A 13,568-nucleotide genomic window follows, 5' to 3' on the forward strand; every position below is an offset into this window, starting at 1 on the left:
AAGTTATGGCAAGCAGGATTAAAGGTATTACTGTTGAAATTGGTGGGGATACTACAGGCTTAGATAAGTCTTTACAACAGGTTAATTCGACTATTCGCTCAACCGAGCAGTCGCTTCGTGATGTTAATAGGCTTTTGAAACTTGATCCGACAAGCACGCAGCTTCTAAGCCAAAAGCAGGCTTTTTTGCAGAAAGAAATCCAAGAAACGTCTAATAAGCTTAACGTTTTGAAACAGGCGGATAAGCAGGCTAAAGTACAGTTGGAAAACGGGGAGCTTGGTAGAGACAAGTATGATGCGTTGCAGCGTGAGATTGTTGAAACAGAAAATAATCTTGATAGTTTAAAAGAAAAATTAAAACAGGTAGGTAGTGTTAGTTTAACCAAGCTTAGTAGCCAGTTTGATAGTACGAGTAAAAAGATAAAGAAACTAGGAGATGGTATGTCATCTCTTGGTCAAAGTTTAAGCACGAAAGTTACGCTGCCGATTGCTGCTATTGGTACTGCTGGTTTTACTGCTGCAGCAGACTTACAGGATGCTATGGGTGCTACAGAGCAGATTTACGGTAAGTCTGCTAACAAGATGCTTAAATGGTCAGGAAGTTTGAAATCCTATTATGGTATTGCTCAAGGTCAAGCTTTAGAGTATGCGAATACTATGGGCGCGATGTTGAAAAATATTGGTGGGAAAAGTGATGCTGAAGCAGCCGAGATGAGTCAGAAGCTGGTTGCTCTTGCAGGCGACTTGTCTGCTATGTTTGGTGGCACAACCGAGTCTGCTGTTCTTGCTTTAACGGGCGCGCTTAAAGGTAATAATGCGATGCTTGACAATTATGGTATGGGTGTTAACGAGGCGACTATTAAAGCTAAAGCTCTTGCCATGGGTTTGCATGATGGTAGAGGCGCGATGAGCTTGCAAGCGAAACAGGCTGCTACTTTGGCTCTTATTATGGAGCAGACTGCTGACGCTCAAGGGCAGGCTGGGCGTGAAGCAGCGGGCGCTTCGGGTTCTATGAAGATTCTAAAAACAGAGTTGCAGAATATTGCTGCGACTATTGGTAATGTTTTACTTCCCGTCATAACACCATTAATGCAGAAAATTTCAGCATGGCTTTCTAAATTTAAACAGCTTTCTCCAGAAAGCCAAAAACTTATAGTGACACTTGGGTTGATTGCTGCGGCAGTCGGCCCTTTTTTAGTGGTTCTTGGAACGTGTATTTCTAAAATAGGTGTTGCTATACAAGGGTTTTCTAAACTAGCTTTGTTTATAGGTAAAATGTTCGCAAGTTTTACTTCCGGCTCTAGCATTCTTGAAGGGTTAGGCGCTGTTTTAGGTGGAGTATCCGCGCCAATACTCGCGGTTGTTGCGGTTATTGGTGTTCTGGTAGCAGCTTTTGTAACCTTATGGAACACTAACGAAGAGTTTAGAAACAGTGTTATTGCTGTTTGGGAGAAAATCAAGGAAACTTTCACCGGTTTTGTTAATGGTGTTAAAGAAAAACTGTCAAGCCTTGGTATTGATTTCACTAGTATTGTTGAAGGGCTTAAAACAGTGTGGAATGGTTTGTGTGCTATTCTAGCTCCACTGTTTGAAGGCGCTTTAAATTTAAGTTTTACTAGTTTCAAAACCGTTCTTGATTTAATCACAGGCGTTTTAGACGTTTTTATAGGATTGTTCACCGGTAACTGGTCTCAGCTTTGGAATGGTGTAAAAGAAATTTTTACCGCTGTTTGGAACGCGGTTAAAAACACGTTCATAACAGTATTGAACACGTTAAAAAACGTTTTTAACGTGTTTTTGTCTTTCTTTGGCACTAGTTGGAACAAACTGTGGTCGAGTGTGAAAAACTTTTTCATGAATGTTTGGAATGGTATCGTATCGTTTTTCACTAACGTTTTAAACGGTATTAAAAACACTGCAACAAGTGTTTGGAATGGTATTAAAACTGCGATCATGAGCGTGGTAAACGGTATTAAAACAAGCATTTCAACAGTGTTTAATTCAGTAGCAAACATGGTTAAGTCTGTGTTTAACGGTATTAAAAACACGGTTGTGTCAGTTTGGAATGGTATTAAAAACGCTATCATCACTCCAATAGAGGCGGCGAAAAACAAGGTTAAAGCAGTAGTTGACGCTATAACAGGGTTTTTCTCTAACATAAAACTTAGTCTTCCTCATATTAAACTGCCGCATTTTAGTATTAAAGGACAATTCTCTCTTACGCCACCGTCTGTACCGTATCTTGCTATCGACTGGTATAAGAAAGCAATGAACAAGCCGATGCTGTTAAACGGGGCGACTATTTTCGGTGAGAAAAACGGGCGTATGCTTGGCGGCGGTGAAAAAGGTCCGGAAGTGATTATGGGGCTTGATACTTTGCAGAATATGAGCGCGGGAGCGAACACGCAAATGCTTAGTGTTATGAACCAGATTCTAGCGATTATGGACGCGTATTTCCCACAGTTTTCCAACCAGAGTATTGTGCTCGACACTGGCGAACTAGTGGGTGGTATCGCGCACAGGATGGACAGTGAGCTTTTTAAGCTTCAAACAAGAAAAGCAAGGGGGTGGTAAAAGTGTATGGGATGCTAATAAACGGGTTGCATAGTTTTAACGATCTAGGGCTGGTTGCTACAAGCCGTCCACGCGTTCAACTTCCAGAACCTAGATTAGAGTATTTGCAAATACCAGGCAGGCAGGAAAGTATTGATATTAGTGAAAGTCTTGCCGGTGAAGTGTTATACGAGATGCGTGAAGGCTGTTTTGAATTCATTGTTGCAAACAAAAACAAGTGGAGTGAAACATGCCATAGTGTTAAAACGTTAATCCACGGTAAGAGTGTGAAACTGTCTCTTGATGATGAACCATTGTTCTACTATCAGGGTCGAGTGTGGGTTAGTGATTTTAAATCGGATAAAAACTATTCAACTCTCACACTCAACTATAAGCTGCAACCGTATAAGTATAGTGTAGATGATTCGGATGGGGTTCACACAATATGGGGTGTGCAAGTAGATGATAAGCGTGAAATAACACTCGTTCACGATTTTGACATGACGCTGATTCCAGAATTTAACAACCTGTCGTCTAACAGTATGCTACTGGATTCTAATGGTAAAAACTATGAGATTAAAACAGGTGTTAACCGTTTCCCACAGCTTCGTTCAAAAATAAACATGAGTTTAACATTCGTTGGAAACGGGATGGTAAATATTTCCTATAAAAGGGGGTGGTTGTGAGTGTACAGGATTATGCTTGATGATAATACGATTTACTATCCAAATGATGACAAAGCGGTACTTGATGATATTACGTTAAATTTGGAACTTAATACTGCAGGAACGTTAACGTTTACTTGCCCTAGTCAAAACCCTTGCTATGAGCTTATTAAAAACCGGAAATCAATAGTAAGCGTGTGGCGTGACGATGAGGAGATTTTCTTCGGCGAGGTTAGAGAACAAGTAAAAGACTTGCATGGTAGTAAGAAAGTAACTTGCGTAGGGTTGTTAACTTACTTAGCTGATAGTATTCAACCTCAGAAAGAATACCATGATCAGAGTTCCTACCAGCTTTTAGAAAAACTTTTACAAGCTCATAACAGTCAAGTAGATGATTATAAGAAAATAAGAATTGGTTTCGTCACAGTATCTGACTCGAATGATTCACTCTACAGGTTTACTAATTTTGAAACCACGCTTGAAGCGATCATGGGTAAAATGGTTGAAAAGCTTGGCGGATATGTGCGTCTTAGAAAAGAAGACGGGAAACTTTACTTAGACTACCTACGTTTAGAAGAAATAGGTAAAACTACAAGCCAGCATATTAGTTTCGGCTTGAACCTGCTTGAATACGCGGAAAACCTTTCAGCAGAGGATGTTACTACAGCGGTTATTCCTCTCGGCAAAGAGTTGGAAAACGAGAATAGTGAAAACGAGGTTCTTAAAAAGCATGTTGATATTACTTCAATAAACAATGGGAAAAACTATATAGTATCTCGTGAAGCGCAAAAAACATTCGGCTGGGTTTGTAAAGTTGTTAATTTCAATAATGTGACAGTTCCAACTAATCTTATGCGCAAAGCTGTTAAATGGTTACAGGATAACCAGTTTGAGCATGTAGAAATAAGTCTTAGCGCGGTTGACTTATCCGCGTTAGGTTTACATTATGCGACGATTGAGTGTGGGGATAGGGTTCGTTGTCTCGCTCCACAATTTGGCATGGATCGCGTGTTTCCTGTAGTAAAACAGACTATACCGATTCAAAAACCAGGCGAAGTTAGAATCGTGCTTGCGAGCAGGATTTCTAAAGGGTATGTGCAAAACGTGTCGCATGCTGTTCAAACGTTAAAAGAAGAAGCGGTTGAAGCTAGAAAAATTGATAACGAGCGTGTTAAAGCTGCGATCGATAATATTAAAGCGCAAATGGGTAATTCTCAAAGCGGCTATAAGATAAGCGAATACGATAGTAAAGGCATGTGGGTTCGTGACCTTTACATGGATACGCCTGATAAGAACACTGCTACGAAAGTTTTACAGGTTAACATGAATGGTATTGCTGGAAGCCATAACGGTTTTTCAGGCCCTTACAGTACTGCGATGACTCTTGACGGCATGGTGTATGGTGACAGGATTATCGGGCATTCGATTGACGCGGAAAAACTTTCAGTTTCTTACACTTCGCAGGTAGAAAAGCAGATTAGTAAAGCAAAAAACGAGGCTATAAAAGACACTGGTAGGAGGCTTGAAAACTATTACACGATAAGTGAAATCAACACGAAACTGAATGTTACAGACGGTAAGATTGAGGCTGGTGTTGAAAGCGTTAACCATAGTCTTAAACAGAAAAATGGTAACTATTACGGTTCGTATACTCCAAGCCAGTTTAACGCTCCTATGAGCTTGTGGCTGACTGATAGTGAAAAAATGCAGCATGTTGGTGATTTTTTCTACGACACGTCAACCGGCTACGCTTACAGGCTTATTGTTAAGCAGGAAAGTTTAGCCGTAAAATTTAATGAGAAGTCGCACACGGAATCAGCTTTTGACGATTTTGTAGACATTTTTTACAAGTATGAGGATAAAATTTACGCTATACCGGGTTTAACTGGTGAAAAAATTTCTGGCGCGACAGTGTTTATTCCATCAAACGAGTTTTGGCTACATTTTAGAACTAACTGGTCTCCGTTTGACAATTATGGTTTTAAGATTGATAGCATTAAAAAAGAGTATTCAGGAGAAATTTCAGGATACGTGTCTAAACTGCCTGAAGATATTAACATTATTGAGGTTGAAGGTGAAAATTATCCTGAGTCTGAACACCCGTATAAAGGTGGAACAAGCAAACTATGGCATTACGTTTCAGCTGACAGTATAAGTAGTTTTAGAACGTTCGCTTGGATCAGAGTTAAAGATAAAGACATTGAGGCTGCTAAATTCACGGCTGATAAGGCTATTTCTAAACTAACCATAGTAGAAGATTCCATATCTTCAATGGTTAAAAAAGGTGATTTTGGTAGTTTCATGCAGCAAAACTATAACAGTTTCCTTCTCGGGTTTAACCATTCGAGTAAATACGTGCAAATAACACCCGGGCAGATAGAGCTTTACGATGGTGAAGTTGATGAGGATCATAAAAGAGCTGTTTTTGATAAAAATGGGAACAACTTCTACCGTAACGGCGTGTATATTGGCTATGTTGGAACCGGCGAGTGGGAAGAAGATAATTCTCACAAGGGTCTAGTTTTTCATCTTACTAGCGACGGAAAGTATATGGCTTTCGCGCAGCGTAAATCAGCTGATGAAGAAACATACGCTACTATGCTGTGTTTTTCACGTTCGCAAAGCATTTATAAAGAGTATGGTATTCACGCTGGATGCAACTTTTACATGCATGGTAACAAGATTATAGATCCTGTTTGGCAAGACGGTGCAGGAGTAGACGCGGATATTAACTATGTGCAGATTATTGAAATGAACCAGGATGGTAAAGCTTCAAAATGGGGTTCTAATGCTCACATGGTGTTTAAAAACGGGATACTCATGAAAGTTAAATACTATTAAAAAACGCGGGTGGAAGCGTTAAGTGAAAGTAGAGGAGAATTTGTTATGGAGAAACTAATTATTCACACAAACAAAATAGTGGCTAATAAAGGCACGCGCTTAAAAGACGTGACAGAAAGTATTACGACACCTGTAGTTGATAATACGAAAATTTTATGCGAAATCAGCCACAAGCTGGATATTATTCTAAAAAAGATTGGAGGAGAGTAGTGGTGAAACCGACGATTAGCTACGCGGTAGCTGTGCAAAAATATAAGGCTGAGTTAAACGAAAAAATAGTCGAGTTGAATAAGCAAATACCAATACCTACTTACATGATAGAAGGCATTGTTGCAAGCGTATTATCTGATATGCGTTCGGCGGTGATCGCGGAAAACTCGATGGAATATGAAGCGTATGTGAAACAGTTAGAAGACTATTTTAATTCTAGAGAACGCGAACTTAACGACGAGATTTTGAAAATAAAAGCCGAAAAAGCCGAAAAAGACGAAAAAGACGAAAAAGATGAAAAAGATGAAAAAGATGAAGCGGCTGGGAAAGGTGTAAAAGGTGGAATGGTTGAGGAAGGTGAAAAAGATGGTAAGTAGTAGTCATGTGTTGAAAAATAATATCAGTTGAAATACTGAAATGTTGAAATGCTGAAATGCTGAAATGTTAGGGCAGGTGTGGGTTAAACCATGCCTGTCCTTTTTTTATTACTTTTTACTTTTTGTTTTTATAAGAGTACTGGCAAATGTTAGGAAAACTTGTAAGGGGAATTATGAGAGGATTTTGGAATAGTGCTCAACTGGCTTTCACACTGGTAGGCGGCTGGCTGGGATACTTTTTAGGCGGGTGCGACGGGCTTATCCTCGCGCTCGTTTTATTTGTGGTTGCGGATTATATTACAGGCGTGATGTGTGCTGTTACGGATAAGAAACTGTCTAGCAGCATTGGTTTTAAGGGCATTTTTAGAAAGGTGCTCATTTTTATGCTTGTTGGTATAGCAAACATTATAGATTTTCATGTTTTGAAGCAAGGAAGCGTGATTAGAACCGCGGTAATTTTCTTCTACCTATCTAACGAAGGATTATCTTTAACCGAAAACGCGGCTCACCTGGGGCTTCCCGTGCCTGAGAAATTAAAAAACGTTTTAGAACAATTACACGACAAGAACAGGAAGGACAATACTCATGAGTAAAAAAGGAATAGACGTGTCAGAGTGGCAGGGTGACATTGATTTCAACGCGGTGAAAGCATCCGGTGTTGAGTTTGTGATCATTCGAGCAGGATACGGTATCGGATGCAAAGACAAGTGGTTTGAACAGAACTATCGTAAAGCAAAAACATGCGGTCTTGATGTTGGAGCCTACTGGTATTCGTACGCAAACTCTGGTTTTGAGGCGGCTGAGGAGGCTCAAAGCTGTGTGAACATGCTTTCAGGTAAGAGTTTTGAGTATCCTGTTTACTTTGATTTGGAAGAGAAAAGCCAGCTTAACCGTGGGCGAGCTTTCTGCGATTCGCTGATTACAAGCTTTTGCAATAAGCTGGAAGCTTGCGGGTATTATGCAGGTTTTTACACTTCGCTTTCAACTGCTAATAATCTTGTGTCCGCTCATGTTAGAGACCGTTACGCTTTGTGGATCGCACAGTGGAACACGCACTGCAATTATCAGGGTTCGTATGGTCTTTGGCAATACTCGTCAAGTGGCAGTGTGCCTGGAGTAGCCGGCAGAGTTGACATGGATTATGCTTACGTGGATTATCCGAGCATTATTAAAAACGCTGGATTAAACGGGTGTAAAAACGGCGGCTCTGACCAAGCTGCGCGCACGTCAAGTATTGATGAGGTGGCGCGAGAAGTTATTAACGGCGCTTGGGGTAACGGAAATGAGCGTAAACAGCGTTTAACTTCTGCCGGATACGATTATGCGAGCGTGCAAAATAAGGTTAATGAGCTTCTCGGTGTTAAAGCCTGTAGAAAGTCGGTTGATGAGCTTGCACGTGAAGTAATCCGAGGCGCTTGGGGTAACGGTAGCACGCGTAAACAGCGTTTAACTTCTGCCGGATACGATTATGATACGGTACAAAAACGAGTAAACGAACTCTTGTAAAACAGTTTGAAACATGTAAAGCCCGAGGCTTGTTCCTACATTGGAGCAATCCTCGGGCTTTTTTTTATTTTTTAAGGTTAAATTGTCAAGTCAATAGGTTAAAAAACACTGTTTTTTCTTTGCCTGTGATGTAAGGAGGCACAGGCAAATGAATATGGAAGAACAACGCAAGGTCAAATTACTAAGAGATGAAGGTCTTAGCTATACGCAGATTGCAAACCGTATGGATGTTTCCGTTAATACGATTAAAAGCTACTGCAAACGTAACAGTCTAGGCGTAATTCAGTCTACGAAAACACAGACGGCATTATGTGAATCTTGTTCAAAACCAATCAAGCAAAACACAGGAAGAAAAGTTAAACGTTTCTGCTCTGATGTGTGTAGAAACACGTGGTGGAACAAGCATACACAGTTGGTAAAAAGACAGGCAAACTATGAGTGTGCTTGTCTTAACTGCAAAAATTCTTTTATCTCTTACGGTAATAAAACCAGAAAATACTGCTGCCACGCCTGCTATATAGAACATCGTTTTGGAGGTGGGCATTATGCAAATCAGTAAGGATGTTCACGGGCTAACGGATGTTAAAGCGAGGGCTTGGACAAAAGAGAGTATGCAGGCGGATTTTCGTTTTGAAATAGCCGAAAAACTTACCGTTTCACTCTTTAAAAAAGGGCTTATCAGCGAGCAAGAAAAAGAAAAAATAAGCCGTCTTAACAGGGAAAAATTTCACCCGTTTTACAAGGAATTATTGGGTTAAAAGCTTGATAAACACTGCTTTTAGAGTGATGTATATGACTGTAAGAAAGTGAGGTGAGACGATGAAAATGATAACAAAACTGGAAGCCAAACAGCCGGATAATTCTCTTAGAAAAATACGGGTTGCAGCATATGCGAGAGTTTCTACCGACAGTGATGAACAGCTTCTCAGCTTAGAAGTGCAAAAGGAGCATTACGAAAACTATATTAAGTCTAATCCCTGCTGGGAGTATGCGGGTCTTTACTTTGACGAGGGTATTAGCGGCACGAAAATCGATAAGCGTGAAAGTCTTAAACAACTGCTTAAAGACTGTGAGAGCGGTCAGATAGACAGGATTGTTACAAAGTCTATTAGTAGGCTTGCAAGAAACACGGTTGACTGTCTTGAAATAGTTAGAAAACTTACCGGTCTTGGTATTTATTTGTATTTTGAGAAAGAAAACATTGATACCGAGCATATGAGTTCGGAGCTTATGCTTTCTATCCTGAGTTCCATTGCGCAAAGCGAGTCAAGATCCATCTCGGAAAACAGCATGTGGTCAATTCAAAAAAGGTTCGAAAACGGAACCTTCGTCATTTCCTGCCCTGCGTATGGGTATAAAAACGAGAATAAGAAAATGATTATAGTTCCCGAGCAAGCCAGGGTAGTAAAAGAAATTTTCAACATGGCTCTTTCCGGCATGGGTGGAGAAGCAATAGCACGAGTATTGACCGATAAAAAGATTCCAACTAAAAAGGGCGGAAGTTGGACTTCAACTACCGTGAACGCTGTTTTGACTAATAAAACATACACAGGTGATGTCATATTTCAGAAAACATACACGGATGATAGTTTTAACCGCCATAAAAACTGTGGCGAGAAACAACAGTATGTTATTGAAAACCATCACGAGGCTATCATCAGTCATGAAACTTTTAATCTTGTAAAAGAGATTATCGCGTGGAGAAGAAGTGAAAATAACATAGTATGTGGTAGTGGTAAGTACAATAAGCTTTATGCGTTTTCAGCTAAAATTCGTTGTGGTGAGTGTGGAAGCAAGTGTAAAAGACGAATAATTTATCAACATAATAAGGCGTATGGCATATGGGTTTGTATAACGCATCTTGAAGATATTCATGCTTGTTCACAAAAGTCTGTTATGGAAAGTTATCTTAAAATTTCTTTCCTGCAAATGTTAAACAAGTTAAAAGCAGGATACGTTCAAATGTTGACTCCTCTCGTAGAAAGTTTGAGAGGTGTGAATAATAAAGACGGTTTGAACAAGGTTATCGAACTCGAAGAAAAAAAGCTTAAGCTGCAAGAACAAGAGCAAGTACTCAGTAAGCTTTTAGCCGGTGGCTACATTGAGATGGATTCCTACTATCTGGAAAGCAATCAGCTTAAAACGGAAATAGATACTTGTCTTAAGGAAAAACTTAAGCTTTCCAACAGTTTAAACGGTAACTTAACGCACTTAAACGAGGCGCAAAAACTTCAACGGTTCGTAAGCGTCACAGAAGTATTTAGCGAGTTTAAGGACGAGGATTTTCTGGATTTTGTAGACGATGTCGTAGTTAAAAGCAGAACAAGATTTCTTTTTATTTTGAAATGCGGATTGGAATTAGAAGAAGAGGTGAAAGAAACATGGCACGCATCCCATATGGTTACAGAATAGTAGACGGTAAAGCGGTTATAGATGAAGTAAAAGCTCAAGAAGTAAGAGAGTTTTTTCGTTTCTATCTTGAATTTAAAAATATTTCTCAAGCTGCTAAAAAATCAGGTATAAAAAGGGATTGGCCAGTCACGGGCAAAATTCTTAGCAAGAAATTGTATTTAGGAACAGAGTTTTATCCTCAGATTATCGATGAGGATATGTTTAGACAAGTGCAACAAATAAGGCATGAGAATGCTATCAGGAATCATCGTTATAAAGAGCCTAAGCCAATAAAGGAAATTCGGCTTATTACAAGCTACCAGTTAGAAAAGGTAGAAAAGAAATACGATGATCCTTATCGTCAAGCAGTATACGCGTACAGTCAAATCAAGGAGGTGTAAAATGAATGCCAACGTTATAATTATTCCACCAAGAAAAATAGCGGGGAATACGGTAGATAAGCATAAAGATAAGCCGAAGTTAAGAGTAGTAGCGTATTGTCGTGTCAGTACTGACAGCGAAGAACAGGCAACAAGTTATGACACGCAAGTTCAGCATTATACGGATTATATTTCAAGAAATCCTCTCTGGGAGTTTGCCGGCATCTACGCTGATGACGGTATTTCAGGAACCAGCACGAAAAAACGCGTCGGTTTCAACGACATGATCCACGATTGCATGAGCGGCAAAGTAGACATGGTTATCACTAAGTCGATTAGCCGTTTTGCGAGAAACACTATCGACTGTTTAAAGTTTGTTAGACAGTTGAAAGACAAAAACATCCCGATCATTTTTGAAAAAGAAAACATCAACACCATGGAAGCAAGCGGAGAACTATTGCTTACTATCATGGCTTCTTTAGCTCAACAGGAATCCGCGTCGCTTTCTCAGAATGTGAAGCTTGGACTTAAGTTCCGCTACCAGGAAGGCAAAGTGCAAATCAACCATAACTGGTTTTTAGGATACACAAAAGACGATGAAGGGAATCTTGTAATTCTTGAACAGGAAGCAAAAGTCGTAAGAAGAATCTATAGAGAATATTTAGAAGGAGCAAGCCTTAGAGACATAGCGGAGGGCCTTGAAAAAGACGGCATTAAAAACGGTGCCGGGCATTTAAAATGGAATTTATCTAATATTAAAGGCATCTTGCAAAACGAAAAATATATTGGTGATGCTCTTTTACAAAAAACCATCACGACAGATTTTATTAACCATGTTCGTATAAAAAATGATGGAACAGAACCACAGTATTATGTAAAAGATAGCCACACGCCTATTATTCCAAGAGATATTTTCTTTAAAGTTCAAGAAGAAATGTTAAGACGAGCCAACATGTTTAGCGGTGAGGAGAACAAAAAAAGGAGAGTTTATTCCAGCAAGTACGCTTTATCCAGCCTGTGTGTTTGTTCTAAATGCGGGGATGTTTACAGAAGAATTGCTTGGAACAATCGAGGAGTGCATTCTGTTGTTTGGCGTTGTTGTACCAGATGGGAAAATGGTCCTAGTGCTTGTGATGCTCCGACAGTAAAAGAGGAAGAACTGCAGTCTGCTACAGTGAAAGCCATAAATAAGGTGTTTAGTATATCGGATGAAGTATTGGATACGTTGAATAACAATATTAGAGAAATTATCGCGGGCAACAACTTAAACGAGATTGAAACGGTTGATAAAAGAATCGCGGACAAACAAGCGATACTATTAACCTTGCTTAAAGCTAAAAAAGACTACACGAAAATAGCTGATGAGATTGATGAGCTTAAAGTTAAGAAACAGCAGCTTCTTATAGAAAAAGCAGGTCAAGAAGATGCTAAAAGACGAATCAGAGAAATGGAAGATTTTCTGAAAAATGAGCGTCACGATATTAGTGAATATGACGAGAAGCTGGTAAGAAAGTACATCAAGAAAATAAAAGTTTACGAGGACAAGTTCAGCGTAACTTTTAAATCAGAGATTAGTGTGGATATTGAAAGGGCATCGTAAAAGTCAAAAGAATGTGAGCATTTGAAATGTTACAAAAGTCAGCCTAGGGGGAATCCTCTCTAATTTTTTTATGCTCAAAATCCAGCTATTAAGCAGGTCTTAAACCCCTGTAACGATTACCTTTTCCTATCGTTAAAAAGACACCCACTATCAATAGTGTGCACTCAAAAAAGTGTAGCTATACTAGGAGTTCTCTCAATCCACGTCGAGACTGTCGTATTGATGTCAAAGGCTGATTAGGTGGGTGCAAATTTGCCCTTATGTAGCAGGGTTTAGCGAGGGCTATCGTTAAAAGGTTTAATGCGTGGCAGTTTTAAGCTGGGTTGGCGTGGTTTTTGAGCCCAGTTTGGCTGTATGAGGGAAGATATCAACGCTCTGGGGTCGAGTGCACAGGATGTTAACGTTAAAAGGTGCACCCACTTTGCACCCAGGCTGTGAAGTGAGAAAAATTTTGCAGAAGGAAATGTACCGTAGCATATGTGTGAGAAAAAATATACGAGTCTAGTGAACAGGTTTAATACTGTAGAATCAAGGCTTAAAGAAGTCAAAGCTACCATTGTTGAAAAGCAAGCAAGACGTGATGAGGTTGAATATTTTATTGATGGCTTGAAAAAGCAGGACTTGTTAACAGCGTTCGATGAAAACGTCTGGCTTAGCATGGTCGACTATCTAACCGTACATAAAGATGGAAAGATTGAGTTTACCTTCCTTGATGGGAGCGTAATGAAAATAGACGAGTAAATAACAGATATACAATATATAAAGGCTAGTCAATATAGATTTTTTCTTGTATAATTAGCACGAGAAAAATTAGTATAAAAGGTTGACAAGCCATGAAAAACCTGACAAAATCCTTGACAGACAGACAGACAGACAGACAGACAGACAGACAGACAGCGTAACTCTGTCTCTTTTTACATAGAATTTTTTAATAGGCAGGAGCATGTACCTGATGGGTAGGTATGTGTTTCTGCCTATTTTTGTGCGATTTTTCAAAACAGTAATGTAAATCATTTAAACATGTGAAGAAATGTAAGAATAATAAA

12 protein-coding genes are annotated in these 13,568 nt (G+C 39.5%); all 12 read left to right on the plus strand.

Translation table 11 applies throughout. The annotated features are described in order from the left end of the window. The first annotated feature begins 5 nt into the window (after positions 1–5). Positions 6–2,573, plus strand: a complete 2,568-nt coding sequence (locus HXT53_RS02940; protein WP_421780640.1) for a hypothetical protein — start codon at positions 6–8, stop codon at positions 2,571–2,573. Positions 2,574–2,584: 11 nt separating this feature from the next. Further along, complete coding sequence (locus HXT53_RS02945) at positions 2,585–3,238, plus strand: hypothetical protein (protein ID WP_421780642.1); 654 nt, start codon at positions 2,585–2,587, stop codon at positions 3,236–3,238. A 12-nt stretch (positions 3,239–3,250) separates the two neighbouring features. Then, complete coding sequence (locus HXT53_RS02950) at positions 3,251–6,058, plus strand: phage tail spike protein (RefSeq protein WP_421780699.1); 2,808 nt, start codon at positions 3,251–3,253, stop codon at positions 6,056–6,058. A gap of 155 nt (positions 6,059–6,213) precedes the next feature. Next, positions 6,214–6,645 (plus strand): toxin, encoded by a 432-nt coding sequence (locus HXT53_RS02955; RefSeq protein WP_421780644.1) that lies wholly within the window; start codon positions 6,214–6,216, stop codon positions 6,643–6,645. Between the two features lie 173 nt (positions 6,646–6,818). After that, positions 6,819–7,238, plus strand: a complete 420-nt coding sequence (locus HXT53_RS02960; protein WP_014554481.1) for a phage holin family protein — start codon at positions 6,819–6,821, stop codon at positions 7,236–7,238. Next, complete coding sequence (locus tag HXT53_RS02965) at positions 7,231–8,151, plus strand: GH25 family lysozyme (protein ID WP_248902513.1); 921 nt, start codon at positions 7,231–7,233, stop codon at positions 8,149–8,151. Before HXT53_RS02960 ends, HXT53_RS02965 begins: the two co-directional genes overlap by 8 nt. Positions 8,152–8,299: 148 nt before the next feature. Beyond that, the gene (locus HXT53_RS02970; protein WP_421780646.1) at positions 8,300–8,710 is read left to right on the plus strand and encodes a sigma factor-like helix-turn-helix DNA-binding protein; all 411 of its coding nucleotides are present in this window, start codon (positions 8,300–8,302) and stop codon (positions 8,708–8,710) included. After that, positions 8,697–8,909, plus strand: a complete 213-nt coding sequence (locus tag HXT53_RS02975) for an SHOCT domain-containing protein (RefSeq protein WP_075523953.1) — start codon at positions 8,697–8,699, stop codon at positions 8,907–8,909. Before HXT53_RS02970 ends, HXT53_RS02975 begins: the two co-directional genes overlap by 14 nt. Before the next feature lie 61 nt (positions 8,910–8,970). Continuing rightward, entirely contained in the window at positions 8,971–10,563 is a 1,593-nt protein-coding gene (locus tag HXT53_RS02980; protein ID WP_421780649.1) for a recombinase family protein, read from the plus strand. After that, positions 10,533–10,943: a hypothetical protein gene (locus HXT53_RS02985; RefSeq protein ID WP_004125819.1), complete on the plus strand. Its 411-nt coding sequence runs from the start codon at positions 10,533–10,535 to the stop codon at positions 10,941–10,943. The genes HXT53_RS02980 and HXT53_RS02985 overlap by 31 nt, the downstream gene beginning before the upstream one ends. A 1-nt stretch (position 10,944) precedes the next feature. Continuing rightward, on the plus strand, positions 10,945–12,522 hold the full coding sequence (locus HXT53_RS02990) for a recombinase family protein (protein ID WP_421780651.1): 1,578 nt from the start codon (positions 10,945–10,947) through the stop codon (positions 12,520–12,522). 477 nt (positions 12,523–12,999) lie between these two features. Beyond that, positions 13,000–13,263, plus strand: a complete 264-nt coding sequence (locus tag HXT53_RS02995) for a hypothetical protein (RefSeq protein ID WP_421780653.1) — start codon at positions 13,000–13,002, stop codon at positions 13,261–13,263. Positions 13,264–13,568 lie beyond the last annotated feature (305 nt).

Source organism: Gardnerella sp. KA00390, from assembly GCF_049244075.1.
GTDB classification, from domain to species: Bacteria; Actinomycetota; Actinomycetes; order Actinomycetales; family Bifidobacteriaceae; genus Bifidobacterium; species Bifidobacterium vaginale.

Bases quoted from the DNA above. Each gene is read 5' to 3' on its own strand.
- HXT53_RS02980 (WP_421780649.1), top strand. From the start codon at position 8,971: ATGAAAATGATAACAAAACTGGAAGCCAAACAGCCGGATAATTCTCTT.
- HXT53_RS02965 (WP_248902513.1), top strand. From the start codon at position 7,231: ATGAGTAAAAAAGGAATAGACGTGTCAGAGTGGCAGGGTGACATTGAT.
- HXT53_RS02990 (WP_421780651.1), top strand. From the start codon at position 10,945: ATGAATGCCAACGTTATAATTATTCCACCAAGAAAAATAGCGGGGAAT.
- HXT53_RS02970 (WP_421780646.1), top strand. From the start codon at position 8,300: ATGAATATGGAAGAACAACGCAAGGTCAAATTACTAAGAGATGAAGGT.
- HXT53_RS02960 (WP_014554481.1), top strand. From the start codon at position 6,819: ATGAGAGGATTTTGGAATAGTGCTCAACTGGCTTTCACACTGGTAGGC.
- HXT53_RS02950 (WP_421780699.1), top strand. From the start codon at position 3,251: ATGCTTGATGATAATACGATTTACTATCCAAATGATGACAAAGCGGTA.
- HXT53_RS02975 (WP_075523953.1), top strand. From the start codon at position 8,697: ATGCAAATCAGTAAGGATGTTCACGGGCTAACGGATGTTAAAGCGAGG.
- HXT53_RS02985 (WP_004125819.1), top strand. From the start codon at position 10,533: ATGGCACGCATCCCATATGGTTACAGAATAGTAGACGGTAAAGCGGTT.
- HXT53_RS02955 (WP_421780644.1), top strand. From the start codon at position 6,214: ATGCGAAATCAGCCACAAGCTGGATATTATTCTAAAAAAGATTGGAGG.
- HXT53_RS02940 (WP_421780640.1), top strand. From the start codon at position 6: ATGGCAAGCAGGATTAAAGGTATTACTGTTGAAATTGGTGGGGATACT.
- HXT53_RS02945 (WP_421780642.1), top strand. From the start codon at position 2,585: ATGCTAATAAACGGGTTGCATAGTTTTAACGATCTAGGGCTGGTTGCT.
- HXT53_RS02995 (WP_421780653.1), top strand. From the start codon at position 13,000: ATGTGTGAGAAAAAATATACGAGTCTAGTGAACAGGTTTAATACTGTA.